At 58.1% G+C, this 17,063-nt stretch carries 14 protein-coding genes; 3 read left to right on the top strand and 11 right to left on the bottom strand.

The features are described 5' to 3' along the window. Positions 1-86 precede the first annotated feature (86 nt). Positions 87-1,574, top strand: coding sequence for a Ppx/GppA phosphatase family protein (locus tag Q1J88_RS04855; protein ID WP_301116426.1), 1,488 nt, complete (start codon positions 87-89; stop codon positions 1,572-1,574). A 74-nt stretch (positions 1,575-1,648) separates the two neighbouring features. On the opposite strand, the gene Q1J88_RS04850 is transcribed toward Q1J88_RS04855, so the two are convergent. The 5 genes from Q1J88_RS04850 to Q1J88_RS04830 form a co-directional block, all read right to left on the bottom strand. Next, positions 1,649-2,431 carry a GNAT family N-acyltransferase gene (locus Q1J88_RS04850; RefSeq protein ID WP_301116425.1) on the bottom strand — a complete coding sequence of 261 codons (783 nt, stop codon included), beginning with the start codon at positions 2,429-2,431 and terminating at the stop codon, positions 1,649-1,651. 65 nt (positions 2,432-2,496) lie between these two features. After that, positions 2,497-3,846, bottom strand: a complete 1,350-nt coding sequence (gene glmM, locus Q1J88_RS04845) for a phosphoglucosamine mutase (RefSeq protein ID WP_301116424.1) — start codon at positions 3,844-3,846, stop codon at positions 2,497-2,499. Next, positions 3,843-4,682, bottom strand: coding sequence for a dihydropteroate synthase (gene folP, locus Q1J88_RS04840; protein WP_301116423.1), 840 nt, complete (start codon positions 4,680-4,682; stop codon positions 3,843-3,845). The genes glmM and folP overlap by 4 nt, the downstream gene beginning before the upstream one ends. A gap of 18 nt (positions 4,683-4,700) precedes the next feature. Further along, positions 4,701-6,593 (bottom strand): ATP-dependent zinc metalloprotease FtsH, encoded by a 1,893-nt coding sequence (gene ftsH, locus Q1J88_RS04835; RefSeq protein WP_301116422.1) that lies wholly within the window; start codon positions 6,591-6,593, stop codon positions 4,701-4,703. A 74-nt stretch (positions 6,594-6,667) separates the two neighbouring features. Next, positions 6,668-7,342 carry an RlmE family RNA methyltransferase gene (locus tag Q1J88_RS04830; RefSeq protein ID WP_301116421.1) on the bottom strand — a complete coding sequence of 225 codons (675 nt, stop codon included), beginning with the start codon at positions 7,340-7,342 and terminating at the stop codon, positions 6,668-6,670. A gap of 17 nt (positions 7,343-7,359) precedes the next feature. Between Q1J88_RS04830 and Q1J88_RS04825 the strand changes: the two genes are divergently transcribed. Next, positions 7,360-7,905 (top strand): YhbY family RNA-binding protein, encoded by a 546-nt coding sequence (locus tag Q1J88_RS04825; protein ID WP_301116420.1) that lies wholly within the window; start codon positions 7,360-7,362, stop codon positions 7,903-7,905. A 306-nt stretch (positions 7,906-8,211) separates the two neighbouring features. On the opposite strand, the gene greA is transcribed toward Q1J88_RS04825, so the two are convergent. From greA to carA, 4 genes are all read right to left on the bottom strand, one after another. After that, positions 8,212-8,688, bottom strand: a complete 477-nt coding sequence (gene greA, locus Q1J88_RS04820) for a transcription elongation factor GreA (protein ID WP_301116419.1) — start codon at positions 8,686-8,688, stop codon at positions 8,212-8,214. 257 nt (positions 8,689-8,945) lie between these two features. Beyond that, positions 8,946-10,262 (bottom strand): solute carrier family 23 protein, encoded by a 1,317-nt coding sequence (locus tag Q1J88_RS04815; RefSeq protein WP_301116418.1) that lies wholly within the window; start codon positions 10,260-10,262, stop codon positions 8,946-8,948. A 261-nt stretch (positions 10,263-10,523) separates the two neighbouring features. After that, positions 10,524-13,760 (bottom strand): carbamoyl-phosphate synthase large subunit, encoded by a 3,237-nt coding sequence (gene carB, locus Q1J88_RS04810; protein WP_301116417.1) that lies wholly within the window; start codon positions 13,758-13,760, stop codon positions 10,524-10,526. Between the two features lie 8 nt (positions 13,761-13,768). Then, a complete protein-coding gene (carA, locus tag Q1J88_RS04805; RefSeq protein WP_366902377.1) occupies positions 13,769-14,923 on the bottom strand; it encodes a glutamine-hydrolyzing carbamoyl-phosphate synthase small subunit in 1,155 nt (384 codons plus the stop codon). Positions 14,924-15,088: 165 nt separating this feature from the next. Between carA and tal the strand changes: the two genes are divergently transcribed. Beyond that, entirely contained in the window at positions 15,089-16,066 is a 978-nt protein-coding gene (gene tal, locus Q1J88_RS04800; protein WP_301116415.1) for a transaldolase, read from the top strand. Positions 16,067-16,109: 43 nt separating this feature from the next. On the opposite strand, the gene recR is transcribed toward tal, so the two are convergent. Next, on the bottom strand, positions 16,110-16,718 hold the full coding sequence (recR, locus tag Q1J88_RS04795; protein ID WP_301116414.1) for a recombination mediator RecR: 609 nt from the start codon (positions 16,716-16,718) through the stop codon (positions 16,110-16,112). A gap of 7 nt (positions 16,719-16,725) precedes the next feature. After that, positions 16,726-17,052 (bottom strand): YbaB/EbfC family nucleoid-associated protein, encoded by a 327-nt coding sequence (locus tag Q1J88_RS04790; protein ID WP_301116413.1) that lies wholly within the window; start codon positions 17,050-17,052, stop codon positions 16,726-16,728. Positions 17,053-17,063 lie beyond the last annotated feature (11 nt).

The following is a 17,063-nucleotide window of genomic DNA, read 5'->3' as shown; positions in this document are numbered from 1 at the left end:
CCCCGCAAGACGCCACCCGGGCCTGATCGCACGCGCCGCGGAATAACTTCTTATAATCCCAGCATCGCCGCCCACATGATGCCTCTATGGACTATCTACTTGCAGCCGTCGATCTGGGTTCGAACAGTTTTCGACTTTCCATCGGCCGCGTCGTACAAAACAATGGCAAAGCACAGATTTACGCCGTTGACAGGTTGAAAGAGTCAGTTCAGCTGGCTGCCGGGCTCGATTCCCATCAGATCCTTGACGAACCCGCTATTGAACGCGCCCTGGCAGTGCTCAAGCGTTACGGAGAAAGGCTGCAGGGCTTTCATCCCAATCGGGTACGGGCAGTTGCGACCAACACGTTTCGCGTCGCCCGCAACGCTGCGGATATTCTCCCGCGCGCCGAAGCCGCACTGGGTTTCCCCATAGAAGTCATTTCCGGAGCCGAGGAAGCCCGTCTGATCTATTCCGGGGTCGCGAACGAATTGGCCCCTTCTTCGCATCGCCGGCTTGTGATTGACATTGGAGGCGGATCGACCGAAGTCATTCTTGGGCGGGGGCACGAGCCCATACATCTGGCCTCGCTCAATATGGGCTGTGCAAGTTTCAGCCGCCGATTTTTTCCAGAGGGCCGTGTCACCGCGCAACGTATGGAACAGGCTCAGTTGGCTGCGCGGGGCGAACTGCAAGGCATTTCGCGCCTTTATCGCAAAACGGGCTGGAAACAGGCCTACGGTTCCTCCGGAACCGCAAAAGGCCTGCTGGCCATCCTCGCTGAAGGCGGCATGTCCTCCAAGGGCATCACTCTGGAGGGCATGGAAAAGCTCAAGGCCAAGCTGATAAAGGACGGCAAGGTCATCATGCAGAACCTGCCCGGCATCAAGGCGACGCGTGCGCCCGTGTTGCCCGGCGGCCTTGCCATCATGATGGCGGCCTTCCAGGAACTCAAGATCGATCTCATGCTGCCCGGTGAGGGCGCGCTTCGAGTCGGTGTACTGTACGATTTGCTGGGCCGCGATTCCGATCACGACAAGCGGGATGAAACCGTAGCGCTTTATCAGAAGCGCTATTTGCTCGATGTAAAGCAGGCCGACCGTGTACGCGACATTGCGCTTAAGCTCTTTGACCAGCTGGTGACATCGGGGGACGAAAAAGAAGAAACGGCTCTGGCTCTTGGCTGGGCGGCAAGCTTGCACGAAGTTGGATTATCCATTACGCAGGCAAACTTTCATCGCCACAGCGCCTATATCCTGCAGCATGCCGACATGCCCGGCTTTTCAAACGATGACCAGTCTCTGCTGGCCTGGCTTGCTTTGGGCCTGCAAGGAAAACTAAGCAAAAAGAACGGGTTTCCTGCCACTGCCATGCAGTGGCGTGCCCTGCTTTGCCTGCGACTCGCCACCTTGTTATGCCGGCGACGCGAAGACCTTCCCGAGCTGCCCATAGCACTGGAATCCAGGGGATCCATGGTCAGGGCAATCGCCGACAAGGCCTGGCTCGAGACCCACCCCTTGTCCGAGTACTCATTGCAGCGCGAGGCCGCCGATTGGAGCAAGACTGGCCTGGACCTGCAACTGATCGAAAGGTAAGGCAGGTTCTTTTTATGAGAAAGCCCCGGTCAAGGCCGGGGCATTTCATTTTCGGGCTCGTTCGACTGCGGTTTTTAGTCGAGTCCGAAATGCTTGCGATAGCGCGGATCGACCTGGGCAATATCAAGCAATACTGGAAAATCGGCAGTATTGAAGTCTGGATCCCAGGCGGGTTCGCCGCAAATGGTAGCCCCCAGGGCCAAATATCCTTTGATCAGCGGAGGCACGCGGGCCGGAAGTTGGCTGTTGAGGCGTTCGACCGGATACCGGTGCAGCGGCGCTACCCGATGCGGACTGCGGCCCGAGGCCATGCTTTTCTTGGCAGCTCGCCATACCTCGGCGGCCGTGACTCCATCGTCGCGCAAGCTGACGCTGGCGCACCCGAGAACGTACTGATACCCGCCCTGTTGCATGAGGGCCGCAATGCCCGACCAAAGCAGCATAATGACCGAACCGCGACGGTAATCCGGATGAATGCAGGAACGGCCCACCTCGGCCAGTGACGAACGGATGCCATCAAGCGATGAAATATCAAACTCTGATTCGGAATAATAGCCACCGGCCTTGATGGCATTGGCGGGAGTAAGCAATCGATAGGTGCCCACCACCTGGCCCGTGCCGGCTTCCGTCACCATGAAATGTTCGCACCAGGGGTCGAAACGGTCAGAATCCAGGCCGTCCACCGCATCCGGAAAAACGGCGTTCATTTCTTTGGTGAACACGTCGTAACGCAAACGCTGAATCGACTCGAGCTCTTCGTTGGTTCGGGCCAGGCCCAGTACCAACCCCCCGGCCGATCGGTCGGACCATGCAACTCCGACTTCAGGTTCGCCGTTGACTCGCGCAAGCTCTAACATAGATATCGCTCCACAAACATTGCGACATTATGGCCGCAGAATGTTTCAAGTATTTGATGGCTACGTTACCGCTTTGTTAAGTCGACTGCAACCAATTCCCGCACACTTTGCCGCGCCAGCTCAAGGTCTTCGGCCTCGACCATCAGACGAAGTTTCGGCTCGGTACCCGAGGCACGGATCAACACCCTGCCCCGCCCGTTCAGTTCGCGCTCGACCCGCTCGCGAGCCTGAATCAGCCCTGGATGATCTTGCCAGGCAGTGTTTGGTTGCAAGGGAACATTGACCATTTCCTGAGGGTACATTTGCAGATCTCCTACCGCCTCGGACAGGCTCAGCCCGTTGCGCCGCATGGCAGTCAAGACCTGCAGGGCGGCAATAATGCCATCGCCAGTAGTATGACGGTCGAGACACAACAAATGGCCGGAGCTCTCGCCACCAAAGAGCCACCCCTTGCGCACGAGGCTTTCAAGCACGTACCGATCACCAACCTTGGCGCGCTCGAACTCAATGCCCAATGCGTTCATGGCTTTCTCGAAGCCGAAGTTGGTCATGAGCGTACCCACTACACCCTGCACCTTGCTCTGGGCGTGCCTGTCGCGCACGATGGCGTACAGGAGCTCGTCGCCATTGTAGATGCGACCGGTTTCATCGACCATCAGCAAGCGGTCGGCGTCGCCGTCCAGAGCAATACCCACATGAGCACCGCGCGCTCTGACTTCAGCCGCCATTGCCTCGGGATGCAATGCGCCGACACCCTCATTGATATTGAAGCCGTCCGGCTGACAGCCGATGGGAAAAACCTCGGCACCCAGTTCGCGGAAGACATGGGGAGCAATCTGGTAGGCAGCACCGTGAGCAGCATCTACCACAATCTTCATCCCCGACAGATCAAGCTCGTTGGGGAAGGTGCTTTTGCAAAACTCAATGTAGCGACCCGAGGCATCGTCAATGCGCCGAGCCCTGCCCAGGTGCTCGGAATCGGCGCAGCCCAGGGGCTGATCGATCACCGCTTCGATACGCTCTTCGATCTCATCGGCCAGCTTCATGCCCTGCGCCGAAAAAAACTTGATGCCGTTATCTTGGTAGGGGTTATGCGAAGCGCTTATGACCACGCCGGCCGCCAGACGCAAGGCGCGGGTCAGATAAGCAATGGCGGGAGTGGGTACCGGACCGGCCAGCAGCACATCAACGCCTGCGGCCGAAAGACCGGCCTCTAATGCGGATTCGAGCATATAGCCCGAAATCCGGGTGTCTTTGCCAATGACCACGGTGGGGCGACCGCGTACAGGATTGTGATGCTGTGCAAGGACCTGACCGGCAGCATAGCCAAGCCGCAATGTGAATTCCGGATTGATGATGGGTCCACCCACCACGCCGCGCACCCCGTCAGTGCCAAAATACTTGCGATCGCTCATGCAGATACTCCGTGTTGTACTGCTTGCCACACCTTGATGGCGTCTACTGTCTGGGCAACATCGTGAACGCGCACCATGGCCGCGCCGCGAGCGATACCCGCAAGCGCTCCCGCGATGCTGCCGCCCAGACGCTCTCCGGGTTCACGACCCGTGACATGGCCGATCATCGTCTTGCGAGACAGTGCCACCAGCAAGGGATAGTCATCGAAAAAAAGATCTTCCAATCGACCCAGCAATTCGTAGTTATGCTGAGCGTTTTTACCAAAGCCAAAGCCCGGATCCAAGAGAACTCGCTGAGGGTGAACCCCTTGCGCCTGGAGTGTGGCCACACGCTCGCGAAGGAAGTCGCGCACCTCGGCAACGACATCGTCATATTGGGGGGCCTGCTGCATGGTGCGAGGCTCGCCCTGCATGTGCATGACACATAGTCCGCAATGCGATGTCGCCACTGCATCCAGCGCACCGGGCATGCGAAAGCCGTAAATATCGTTGATCATGTCGGCGCCTGCGTCCAGGACGCGTCGCATGACTTGGGGCTTGAACGTATCGACGGACAAGGCCACACCCACTTCGCGCAAGCCTTCTATCACGGGCAGCAGCCGTTCGAGTTCTTCTTGTAGCTGAACCGGGGTTGCACCGGGGCGAGTGGATTCGGCACCGATATCAATGATGTCGGCGCCCTCAGCCACCATGTTGCGACCATGGGCAATGGCCTTATCCGTTTCAAGATGGCGGGATCCGTCGGAGAACGAATCCGGGGTCACGTTAAGAATTCCCATGACCAGCGGGCGTTCGAGAGAGAGCTCGAACCGCCCGCAGAGCAACTTGGCGCTCATGAAGGAAATACGGTTAATTTACACCGGCGTAGCGGCCGCATTACCGCCCCCGACTGCCGGCGCACCGGACGACGGGGTTGAAGAGGAATCGGGCGCGTCCAGGTTCTTGGGTGGACGTGGTGGCCGACCTTCCATGATGTCGTCGATCTGGTCGGAGTCGATGGTTTCCCATTCGAGCAGCGCGGCTGCCATGGCTTCCATCTTGTCACGGTTGTTTTCGATGATGTCGCGGGCAACCTTATATTGCTCGTCGATGATCTTGCGAATTTCCTGATCGACCTTCTGCATGGTGGACTCAGAGACATGCGTCGTTTTCGTGACGCTGCGTCCAAGAAAGACCTCGCCTTCGTTTTCGGCGTACACAACCGGGCCCAGAGAGTCGGTCATGCCGTAGCGCGTGACGATATCGCGCGCAATGGCCGTAGCCCGCTCGAAGTCGTTCGAAGCACCGGTGGTCATCTGGTTCATGAACACCTCTTCGGCGATACGTCCGCCAAACAGTACGGCGATCATGTTGAGCAGGCGCTCTTTGTCCATGCTGTAGCGATCACCTTCGGGCAACTGCATGGTGACACCCAACGCACGGCCTCGCGGAATGATGGTGACCTTGTGAACCGGATCGGTCTTGGGCAGACTGCGCGCCACAAGGGCATGCCCAGATTCGTGATACGCCGTATTGCGACGTTCTTCTTCGGGCATGACCAGGGTACGGCGCTCGGCGCCCATGATGATCTTGTCCTTGGCCTTTTCGAAATCGCTCATGTCGACGGTGCGGCCATTGCGCCGGGCGGCAAACAATGCGGCTTCGTTGACCAGGTTGGCGAGGTCGGCACCCGAGAAGCCCGGCGTGCCGCGCGCCAGGATGAGCGGATCGACATTGGGCGCAAGAGGCACCTTGCGCATATGCACCTTGAGAATCTGCTCGCGACCGCGAATATCGGGCAGGGACACCACCACCTGGCGGTCGAAGCGACCAGGACGCAAAAGCGCCGGATCAAGTACATCAGGACGGTTGGTGGCGGCAATGACCAGGACGCCCTGGCCGGTTTCAAAACCGTCCATTTCGACCAGCAACTGGTTGAGCGTTTGCTCGCGTTCGTCGTTACCACCGCCAAGACCGGCGCCGCGTTGACGTCCTACGGCGTCGATCTCGTCAATGAAGATAATGCAGGGAGCCTGCTTCTTGGCGTTTTCGAACATGTCGCGAACGCGTGCAGCACCCACCCCGACAAACATCTCGACGAAGTCGGAGCCCGAGATGCTGAAGAAGGGAACCTTGGCTTCGCCGGCGATTGCCTTGGCCAACAGCGTCTTGCCCGTTCCGGGAGGACCAACCAGCAATACGCCTCGCGGAATGCGGCCGCCAAGCCGCTGGAACTTGGTGGGATCGCGAAGAAAATCGACCAGTTCGGTGACGTCTTCTTTGGCTTCGTCGCAGCCCGCCACATCGGCGAAGGTGATGTTATTGGTGTTTTCGTCCATCATGCGGGCGCGTGACTTTCCGAAGCTGAACGCACCTCCCTTGCCTCCGCCTTGCATCTGGCGCATGAAGAAAATCCAGACGCCGATCAGCAACAACATGGGGAACCAGGAGATGAACAGGCTGGTGAGGAAAGAAGGCTCTTCGCGCGCCTTGCCCGAGACCTCGACGCCTGCCTTGACCAGTTCAGGCACCATCCAGAGATCGCCCGGGGAAGTCAGGCTGTAGGGACGACCGGAATCTGGCGTGACGTAAATGGTGTCGCCCTGAATATCGACCTTGCTGATCTTGCCAGCCTGCGCGTCGGACATGAATTGGGTGTAGGTAACCGTATCGGTAGATGCAACGCGGCCGTCAAACTGTTTGAAAACAGTAAAAAGTACCAGCGCGATCACCATCCATATGGCGACCTTGGAAAATGAGTTGTTCAACGCCAACCTCCTACATAACCTGTATCTGACAAGCCGCCCCGCGTCGTTGGCAAGCGATCAGATGCTCGAATGATTCATTCTAACCCGTCAGAACGAATATCGCTGTGTTTCGCCCCGGCTTTCAGGCCCCGGGCCACTAAAAATGTTTCAGATGATTTATCGCGCGACGCCTTGGGCTTGCGCTCGACGACGCGTCGAAAATGCTTCTTGAAGGTTTCGACAATTTGCGAGAAACCACTTCCATGAAAAGCTTTGACAATAAGCGCGCCGTCAGGTTGCAGGTGGCGACAGGCAAAATCGAGCGCCAGTTCGCATACATGCTGGATGCGCGCCGAATCGGCTGACTCCACACCAGATAAATTGGGGGCCATATCGGAAATCACAAGATCTACCGGCGAATCGCCCACAATCTGTTTCAACTGCTCGAGCACAGTGTCGTCGCGAAAATCGCCCTGTATGAATTCCACACCGGCGACGGGCTCCATGGGAAGCATGTCGAGGGCAATGATCCGGCCCTGAACCACTCCACCGGGCCCGGCCAGGCGCTCACGCGCGACTTGAGACCAACTGCCGGGCGCGGAGCCAAGATCGACCACAATGTCGCCTTTGCGCATCAACTTTTCGGAGTCGAGGATTTCAATCAGCTTGAAGGCGGCACGAGCACGGTAGCCCTTTTGTTGCGCCATTTTCACATATGGGTCGTTGATGTGCTGGTGAACCCAGTTTTTAGAGAATTTTTTTTTGGCCATTCCCGTACAATTCCACTATGCCCAAACTCGACATTACATCTCAAGAGCGCAGTGCGCTACGCGCTGCTGCCCACCCATTGAACCCGGTCGTCCTGATTGGCGACAAGGGGCTGACTCCCGCCGTTCTGAAAGAAATTGATCTCAATCTGAACGCTCACCAATTGATCAAGGTAAGGGTTAACGGCCAAGAGCGCGCCGAACGCGACCTTACGCTTGAAACCATTTGCGAGGAGCTCTCTTGCGCCGCCGTGCATCATCTGGGCAAGACGCTGGTCCTGTACCGGCCCGATGCGGCCAAACTTAAAGCCGAGGAAGAAGCCCGCAATACCACGCGCGCTCAGCGCAAGCCTTCAGACCCCTACATCCCCAAGAAAGCGGCCGCCGCTGGTGTAAAACCCGCGCGCAAGACCGCTCGCAAGGCAGCCGGCAAGGCGTCCGCTCCTGTCTCCCGCCGTGCCACTACACCTGCCCATGGAATTCCACGCCGCAGCGGAAGCTCCCTGACATTGCGTGCCGGGATGCGCCGCAGCGCGTCGCCAGCCGGACGAAAGCGCTCGGGCTGAGGCGGCTTGCCACCCAACGCCACGTAGCGGCAACGCTCGCCACCCCTGCCCAAAACACAAAAATCAACTACAACGCACGGTTTCCAGAACGAGCCATGCAAACAAAAACAAAACGCCCCCAAAGCTGGGGGCCTTTTTTTGCTGCGCACCTGGGCAACGCATCAATAAAAGCGCGAATTCGTCATTTTACGCTGAAATCTGTCGACTACATGTCGCGCCCGGATTCCCGGGATTCGCCGACGTGTGCGGGCGACGCAACTCAATGACGGCCGGGGCGGGACGCCGGCATCGGCCCAGGCGCGCCACTTAGATATAGCTGATATTGACGATTTCGTATTCGCGCACGCCGCCGGGGGCCTGGACCTCGACGACGTCTCCTTCGGATTTGCCGATGAGGGCCCGCGCCACAGGGCTGGAAACCGAAATGCGGTTCGAGCGGATATCCGCTTCGGCGTCACCAACGATCTGGTACGAGAGCCTCTGGCCGGTTTCAAGATCTTCGATTTCGACTGTTGCACCGAAGACGGCTGTGCCCTCGACGTCGAGCGTCGTCGGATCGATGATCTGGGCGTTTGACAAGGTACCTTCGAGTTCCTGAATGCGTCCCTCGACAAATGCCTGACGCTCACGCGCAGCATCGTACTCGGCATTTTCGGACAGATCGCCCTGGGCACGTGCTTCGGCAATGGCGTTGATGACCTCGGGACGCTCGATGGTTTTCAAGCGATGCAGTTCTTGTTGCAAGCGTTCAGCGCCGCTTGCTGTCAATGGTATGGCAGCCATGGTGTTCCTGAATGAAAGTAAAAGACGCTCCGCAACGAGGGAGCGCCTCTGATGGTGAACCCTGGCGACAGACCGCAGCCGGGGTTGATATGTTTTACAAGATTGGGTCTTGAGTTGTTGTTGTGGCTTTGCTTTACACGCCGGGTTTTTCGACGTAATGCAAAACCCCGGCTCTCCTGGAACCGGGGATGTACGAGTTATTGTGCGCAAAATCCCTGCAAATTGCAAGCCCCCTTGCAGGCGCTGCAAATCTGCCTTCAGGACTTTTGGCGGAGGCTCAGCAGGGCATGCAGGATGATTGCACCGAACGTGGCGGTGCCAATGCCGTCAAGCTTGAAAGCACCGAACGCTATCGAGAAGTTGCCGGCGCCAAGCACCAACGTGACGGCAGCAACGATCAGATTCTTGTTGTTGCTGAAGTCTACCTGGTTGACCACCCAAATCCGGGCTCCGGCTACGGCAATCAGGCCGAAGACCACTACCGACATACCGCCCAGAACAGGGCCCGGGATAAGCTGGATCAGAGCGCCAAATTTCGGAGAGAAACCCAGCAAGATGGCGATGCCGGCGGCGATGACAAACACCAGCGATGAGTAAATCCGGGTCACGGCCATAACACCGATATTTTCGGCGTATGTGGTAACACCGGTACCGCCGACAGCACCCGAAACCATGGTCGCCACACCGTCACCCACAAAGGCGCGACCCAGATATATATCCAGGTTCCGACCTGTCATGGCACTGACCGCCTTGATGTGCCCCAGGTTTTCAGCGACGAGAATAATAGCTACCGGCGCGATAATGCTGATGGCATGAAAATCAAACACGGGGCTGGAAAAGCTTGGCAAACCGAACCAGGCCGCATTCGCTACGCCACTGAAATCAAGCGGCGCCCCCAATCCCAGTCCATTGGTCAGCACCCCATAAATCACGCAGGACAGCAGCAAGCCCACCAGAATCAGCAAACGCTGCGTGGTACCGCGCGTATACACGCCGATGCCACCCACACACAGGACGGTAACCAAGGCCATGAGCGCTTCGAATGTGCTTCCACCCATTGCCCCCTTGGCTGCAATCGGGGCCAGATTCAGACCGATTATGGCCACGATGGAACCTGTCACGACAGGCGGCATGAGGCGGTCGATCCATTGCGCGCCATCGCCCGATCGCGCGTTGATCCACCACACTATGAGGCCGATCAGGGTGTAGACAAGGCCACAGATAATGATCGCACCCAGCGCCAGACCGATGTTGGCGTTGGGCCCCGAACCTGCGTAGCCGGTAACAGCAATCACTCCGCCAATGAAGGCGAAACTTGAGCCCAGATAGCTTGGTACCCTTCCCCCGACAAACAGGAAGAAAATGAGCGTGCCAATACCGGACATGAGGATGGCAACGTTGGGGTCAAAACCCATCAGTAGCGGTGCCAGGATGGTCGAGCCGAACATGGCGACGACATGCTGGGCGCCCATGGCAACGCTTTGCGGCGCAGGCAGATACTCGTCAGGCTGCACCACCATGTCGTCAGACCGATTGATAACGGGTTTCCAGCGGGGGAAGTAGGATTGCGACATTTTCTGTATGCCTTTTCTTTATGCCTTGTGGATTATGGAAAGGGGCAATGCTGGGGCAAGAGTTTACGCGTAGGGCATGAAAAACTGCAAGGCCGGCAGAGAAAGCCGGCAGCTCGTTGACGGCTTCGCCTCTTTCGCGAAACAAGAAGGGACAGCGACTTGTGTCACTGCCCCTTATTAGTCCTTGTTCGCAATCAGCCGCTTGCCCAAAGTGGCTGACCTTGCCAGGCTGCGACGCCCGTAGTTGGTGCCGCTGGCGCCTTACTGCAAGCCGGCGTGCAGCTCCTGCAAGGGATACACTTTGAGGCCACCGCCATGGCGCAAGTATTGCAAACCTTCGACGGCAGCGCGGGCACCCGCTATGGTGGTAAAGAAAGCCAGTCGAGCCTGCAGCGCATTGGTGCGAATCATGCGGGAATCCGCGATGGCATTGCGACGTTCTTCGACGGTGTTGATTACCAGTGAGATTTCCTGGTTCTTGATCATGTCGACGATATGCGGCCGGCTTTCGGTCACTTTGTTCACAACTTGCACGGGCAGGCCTTCGGCTTCGATGGCGGCCGCAGTCCCGCGCGTGGCAACCACTTTGAAGCCAAGGTCGATAAGGCCTCGCGCCACTTCGACCGCGCGAGGCTTGTCCTGGTCGCGCACGCTGATAAATGCGACGCCCGACTCTGGCAACGCAACACCCGCGGCCAGCTGCGACTTGACAAAAGCTTCACCAAAACTTTCACCTACTCCCATCACTTCGCCCGTCGATTTCATTTCCGGACCAAGAATGGTGTCGACGCCGGGGAACTTCACAAACGGGAAGACGGCCTCCTTCACGGAAAAATACGTAGGCACCACTTGCTTGGTAATGCCTTGCGAAGCCAGGGAGCGGTCGGCCATGGCCCTGGCCGCAATCTTGGCCAGTTGCAATCCCGTCGCCTTGGAAACAAAGGGGACGGTACGCGAAGCACGCGGGTTGACTTCCAAAACGTAAACATCGCCGTTCTGTATGGCAAACTGCACGTTCATCAGCCCCTTGACGTTAAGGGCACGAGCCATGAGTGCCGTCTGACGCTCAATTTCGGCAATGGTTTCACCGGAAAGCGAATAGGGTGGCAGGCTGCATGCCGAGTCTCCCGAGTGAACCCCCGCCTGCTCGATGTGTTCCATGACACCACCAATAAATACAACTTCGCCGTCGGCAATGCAGTCGACGTCAACTTCGGTGGCGTTGTTCAGAAAGTGATCCAGCAGCACCGGCGAATCGTTGCTGACCTTGACAGCCTCACGCATATAGCGTTCGAGGTCTTGGGGTTCGTGAACGATCTCCATGGCACGGCCACCAAGCACGTAGCTGGGCCGGACCACCAGCGGATAGCCGATTTCTGCGGCATGGGCCATGGCTTCGCCCTCGGTGCGGGCCGTGCGGTTGGGCGGCTGACGCAAGCCCAGCTTGTTGAGCAGTTTCTGGAAGCGCTCGCGATCCTCGGCAACGTCAATGGATTCCGGACTCGTGCCGATGATGGGCACGCCATTGGCCTCGAGCGCACGCGCCAGCTTCAGGGGCGTCTGACCGCCGTACTGAACGATCATGCCTGCGGGGTTTTCCTTGTGCACGATTTCGAGGACATCCTCGAGCGTCAGCGGCTCAAAATAAAGCCGGTCGGAGGTGTCGTAGTCGGTGGATACTGTCTCGGGATTACAGTTGATCATGATGGTCTCGAAACCATCTTCGCTCAGTGCAAGCGCCGCGTGGACACAGCAATAGTCGAACTCAATCCCTTGCCCGATGCGGTTGGGGCCACCGCCAAGAACGATGATCTTCTTGCGATCAGTGGGTGCCGCTTCGCATTCGTCCTCGTAGGTAGAGTACATGTAGGCGGTTTTGGTGGGGAACTCGGCTGCGCAGGTATCGACGCGCTTGTACACCGGGCGCACCCCCATTTGATGACGCAGCTTCCGGAACTCGGTCTCGGACGTGTCCAGCAGGAAAGCCAGGCGGCGGTCTGAGAAGCCACGACGCTTCAGTTGCCAGACCGTGTCGCGGTCAAGATCAGCCAGGGTCTTTTGCTCGAGCGCCAGCTCGATATCGACGATTTCCTTGATTTGGGCCAGGAACCAGGGATCGATATGCGTGAGGGCATGCACTTCTTCGAGGCTGAAGCCCTGTGCGAACGCATCGCCCACATACCAGATGCGCTCTGGGCCGGGTTCAGCCAGTTCAACCTGCAGTTTTTCGCGATCAGTCGTCTTCTGGTTAAGCCCATCGACACCCACTTCGAGTCCGCGAAGCGCTTTCTGGAAAGACTCCTGGAAGGTACGGCCAATGGCCATGACCTCGCCCACCGATTTCATTTGAGTGGTAAGGCGGGAATCGACCTGCGGGAATTTCTCGAATGCGAAACGCGGCACCTTGGTCACGACATAGTCGATGGTGGGCTCGAACGACGCGGGCGTGGCACCGCCGGTGATCTCGTTCTTGAGCTCGTCCAGCGTATAGCCAACCGCCAGGCGAGCAGCGACTTTGGCAATAGGGAAGCCGGTGGCCTTTGATGCCAGGGCCGATGAACGCGACACACGTGGGTTCATCTCGATTACGATCATGCGCCCGTTCGCAGGATTGACGGCAAACTGGACGTTCGAACCGCCAGTATCGACGCCGATCTCGCGTAATACTGCGATCGAGGCGTCTCGCATGATTTGATATTCTTTATCGGTAAGGGTCTGCGCCGGGGCAACCGTGATCGAGTCGCCCGTATGTACACCCATGGGGTCAAGGTTTTCGATCGAGCACACGATAATGCAATTGTCGACGCAGTCGCGGACAACCTCCATCTCGTACTCTTTCCAGCCCAACAACGATTCTTCAATAAGCAGTTCGTTGGTAGGCGAAGCTTCGAGACCACGCCGGCAAATGACTTCGAACTCTTCCTGGTTGTAGGCAATACCACCACCAGTGCCGCCCAAGGTGAAGCTGGGCCGGATCACCACGGGGAAGCCGGCCGAACCGGTTTCTTCGGCAATGCGCTTTTGAACCGCCCAGGCTTCGTCCATGGAATGTGCGACGCCCGACTTGGCGGATTCCAGACCAATCGCGGTCATGGCCTCTTTGAATTTCTGGCGATCCTCGGCCTTGTCAATGGCCACGGCATTGGCACCAATCATCTCGACGCCATGCTTCTCGAGCACGCCATGGCGTGCAAGATCCAGGGCACAGTTAAGCGCGGTTTGTCCACCCATGGTGGGCAGCAGGGCGTCGGGCTTTTCGCGCTCGATGATTTTTTCGACTGCCTGCCATGTAATGGGCTCGATGTAGGTGACGTCCGCCGTTTCCGGGTCGGTCATGATGGTGGCCGGATTGCTGTTGACCAGAACGGTTCGATACCCCTCGGCCTTGAGCGCCTTGCAAGCCTGGGCGCCGGAATAGTCGAATTCACAGGCCTGACCGATTACGATCGGGCCCGCGCCGATGATGAGTATGCTTTTTATGTCTGTACGCTTTGCCATGGTGCTGATTAGGTGTTCTGGGCCATGAGGCTGATGAATTTGTCGAAAAGCACGACGATGTCGTGAGGACCCGGACTGGCCTCGGGATGACCCTGAAAGCAGAAAACGGGTGCGTCGGTTAGTTCGAAGCCCTGCAACGTACCGTCGAACAACGACACATGGGTGACGCGGGCGTTTGCCGGCAAGGTGTCGGCATCGACATTAAACCCGTGGTTCTGGCTGGTGATGAAAACCCGGCCCGAATTGAGCTCGTGGACCGGATGGTTGGCACCATGGTGCCCCGCCTTCATCTTGACGGTTTTGGCCCCGACTGCAAGACCGATGATCTGTTGGCCCAGGCAGATCCCGAACAACGGGATCTTTCGGCTGATGGCGGCACGGGCTGTCTCGACGGCATAGTCACAAGGTTCGGGGTCGCCGGGACCATTCGATAAAAAGATGCCATCAGGCTTGAGAGCGAGCACATCTTCGACCGGAGTTTGTGCCGGCACTACGGTAATCCGGCAGTTGCGATCGGCCAGCAAACGGAGAATATTCGACTTGATGCCAAAATCGTACGCGACGACATGATGAGCACCCTCGCCGATCTGGCGGAAGCCGGAGCCAAGCTTCCAGGTACCTTCGTTCCAGGACGCGATGCTTTTTGTGGACACGGTACGAGCCAGATCCTGGCCGGCCATACCCGGGAAGCTGCGAGCCAGCTCGACGGCTTTCGCCTCGTCTTCCCCGACCAGAATACAGGCGCCCTGGGCACCGCTGTCGCGCAAGATCCGGGTAAGCTTGCGAGTATCGACGCCTGAAATGGCCACCACGCCCTGCTGCTTCAAGTAAGCAGGCAGGGACATCGTGGCCCGGAAGCTGGAAACACGCAAAGAACAATCGCGAACAACCAGACCTGCCGCATGGATGCGGGTAGATTCGACATCTTCAGCGTTGATGCCGGTGTTGCCGATATGCGGATATGTGAGGGTGACTATCTGGCCGCTATAGCTGGGATCGGTAATGATCTCTTGATAGCCCGTCATGGATGTATTGAAGACGACCTCGGCGACAGTATGCCCTTCAGCGCCGATCGAGACGCCCCTGAAGATAGTACCGTCCGCCAAGGCCAGGATTGCGGTAGGAGTGGATTCGCACCCCTCTGGAAGTAATGACGGCAGCAACGCTAAACCCCGGTTATAAAGTCAGTAAGTAAACCCTCCAATTATACCTTGAGATGCGACTCCTCCCTGACCACGCAGGCAATACGCAACCACACGCCTTATGAGGTAAAGCCGACTTTGCCCCTATACTGTAGGGATGCTTGTACGCTTACAGAAACTCTGAACATGACCAATCAACTCGAAGCTCTGCGCCAATTCACCACGGTTGTCGCCGATACCGGCGATTTCGAAGCCATGAAGGCCCATCGTCCGACAGATGCGACCACCAACCCGTCGCTGATCCTGAAGGCTGTGCAAAAGGACGCCTACCGCCCCTTGCTCGAGCGAACGGTGGCCGACCACCCTGGCGCGCCTGTTCAAGAACTGGTAGACCGCCTGTTGGTCGCATTCGGACGCGAAATCCTGCAGATCGTGCCGGGCCGGGTCTCAACCGAAGTCGATGCCCGACTGTCATTCGACACCCAGGCCACCATCATCAGGGCTCGACAGATCATTGAACTTTACCGGCTCGCAGGAATTTCTCGAGATCGGGTGCTCATCAAGATCGCCTCCACCTGGGAAGGCATCCAGGCTGCAAAGGCCTTGCAGGCAGAAGGCATTGCGTGCAACCTGACCTTGCTGTTCAGCCTCACGCAGGCCGTGGCCTGCGCCCAGGCCAAGGTCCAGCTTATTTCGCCGTTTGTGGGTCGAATCTACGACTGGTACAAGAAATCGGCCGGCCCGGATTGGGACGAAGTCGCCAATGCCGGCGCAAACGATCCAGGCGTGAAGTCGGTTCGTAATATTTATCGCTACTACAAGGCCTACGGAATTCCCACCGAAATCATGGGGGCCAGTTTCCGAAACATTGATCAGATTCGTGCCTTGGCGGGCTGCGACCTACTTACCATCAGCCCCGACTTGCTGGCCGAACTGGCCCAAAGCACCGAACCGCTCACGCGCCAGCTTGATCCCGTCAAAGCCGTGCAAAACCCGCCAGAGCAAATTCAGATGGACGAAGTTAAATTCCGCACATCACTCAATATGGATGCCATGGCCAGCGACAAGCTCGCAGAAGGCATACGTATCTTCGCCGCCGATGCAGCCAAACTTGATGCGCTCATTGAACAATTGCGAGCAGGAGTCCCGGCCAACACGGTCTGACCTGGCCGGATGCATCGAGGGCGATGCAGGCAGCCCGGATTATTTACGAGCTTCGTCGCTCCATGAGCGCCCACGCGATCGTTCCGGCGTCCACATACTCGAGCTCGCTGCCCGCAGGTACACCGCGGGCCAGCCTGCTTACTGACAAGCCATGCGAACGCAGGGCTTCGGCCAGATAATGAGCGGTGGTTTCGCCTTCGGCCGTGAAGTTGGTCGCAAGGATCACCTCGCGCACTTCGCCATCAGTGGCCCGCTGAATCAGGCGATCAAAATGCAGTTCGGCGGGCCCCACGCCTTCAAGCGGTGCCAACCGTCCCATCAGCACATAATACAAACCCCGATAGCCGTGACTGGATTCGATCATGTTCTGATCAGCGGGAGTCTCAACCACACATAGCAAAGACGCATCACGCTTGGGGTTGGCGCATACAGGGCAGATCGCTTCGTCAGAGAACCCGTTGCACCGCTCGCAATGTCGCAAATTTCGCACCGCATCGCTGAGCGCCCGCGCCAGACGGTCGGCGCCCGGCAGATCGTGTTGAAGCATGTGATACGCCATTCGCCGAGCCGAACGCACCCCGACGCCCGGCAGTCGGCGCAGGGCGTCGATCAGCGCTTTGAGCGGCTCGGGTTCCGGCAATGATGACGACATGGAGGACTTAGAAAGGCAGCTTCATTCCAGGAGGAAGCGGCAGGCCTGCCGTGACGGAAGACATCTTCTCTTGCGCAGTGGCTTCGGCTTTGCGCAAGGCGTCGTTGACGGCCGCACCCAGCAGGTCTTCCAGCATCTCTTTGTCTTCTTCGAGCAATGACGGATCGATCGAGACTCGCTTGACGTCGTTACGGCAGGTCATGGTGACTTTGACCAGGCCGCCTCCGGCCGCACCCTCGACCAGGATGTCAGCCAAGGCTTCCTGAGCCTTCTTCATGTTTTCCTGCATTTGCTGCGCCTGGCGCATCAGCCCGGCAATCTGTCCTTTCATCATGTTCGTGGTTC

Source organism: Pusillimonas sp., assembly GCF_029263785.1.
In the GTDB taxonomy this organism is placed as follows: domain Bacteria; phylum Pseudomonadota; class Gammaproteobacteria; order Burkholderiales; family Burkholderiaceae_B; genus Pusillimonas.
This window is presented reverse-complemented; position numbering and strand designations above follow the sequence as displayed.

What these genes read in the sequence shown, in the direction of transcription:
- Q1J88_RS04825 (WP_301116420.1), top strand. Translation starts at nt 7,360, where the DNA reads ATGCCCAAACTCGACATTACATCTCAAGAGCGCAGTGCGCTACGCGCT.
- Q1J88_RS04830 (WP_301116421.1), bottom strand. Translation starts at nt 7,342, where the DNA reads ATGGCCAAAAAAAAATTCTCTAAAAACTGGGTTCACCAGCACATCAAC.
- Q1J88_RS04850 (WP_301116425.1), bottom strand. Translation starts at nt 2,431, where the DNA reads ATGTTAGAGCTTGCGCGAGTCAACGGCGAACCTGAAGTCGGAGTTGCA.
- tal (WP_301116415.1), top strand. Translation starts at nt 15,089, where the DNA reads ATGACCAATCAACTCGAAGCTCTGCGCCAATTCACCACGGTTGTCGCC.
- Q1J88_RS04815 (WP_301116418.1), bottom strand. Translation starts at nt 10,262, where the DNA reads ATGTCGCAATCCTACTTCCCCCGCTGGAAACCCGTTATCAATCGGTCT.
- Q1J88_RS04790 (WP_301116413.1), bottom strand. Translation starts at nt 17,052, where the DNA reads ATGATGAAAGGACAGATTGCCGGGCTGATGCGCCAGGCGCAGCAAATG.
- glmM (WP_301116424.1), bottom strand. Translation starts at nt 3,846, where the DNA reads ATGAGCGATCGCAAGTATTTTGGCACTGACGGGGTGCGCGGCGTGGTG.
- greA (WP_301116419.1), bottom strand. Translation starts at nt 8,688, where the DNA reads ATGGCTGCCATACCATTGACAGCAAGCGGCGCTGAACGCTTGCAACAA.
- Q1J88_RS04855 (WP_301116426.1), top strand. Translation starts at nt 87, where the DNA reads ATGGACTATCTACTTGCAGCCGTCGATCTGGGTTCGAACAGTTTTCGA.
- recR (WP_301116414.1), bottom strand. Translation starts at nt 16,718, where the DNA reads ATGTCGTCATCATTGCCGGAACCCGAGCCGCTCAAAGCGCTGATCGAC.
- folP (WP_301116423.1), bottom strand. Translation starts at nt 4,682, where the DNA reads ATGAGCGCCAAGTTGCTCTGCGGGCGGTTCGAGCTCTCTCTCGAACGC.
- carB (WP_301116417.1), bottom strand. Translation starts at nt 13,760, where the DNA reads ATGGCAAAGCGTACAGACATAAAAAGCATACTCATCATCGGCGCGGGC.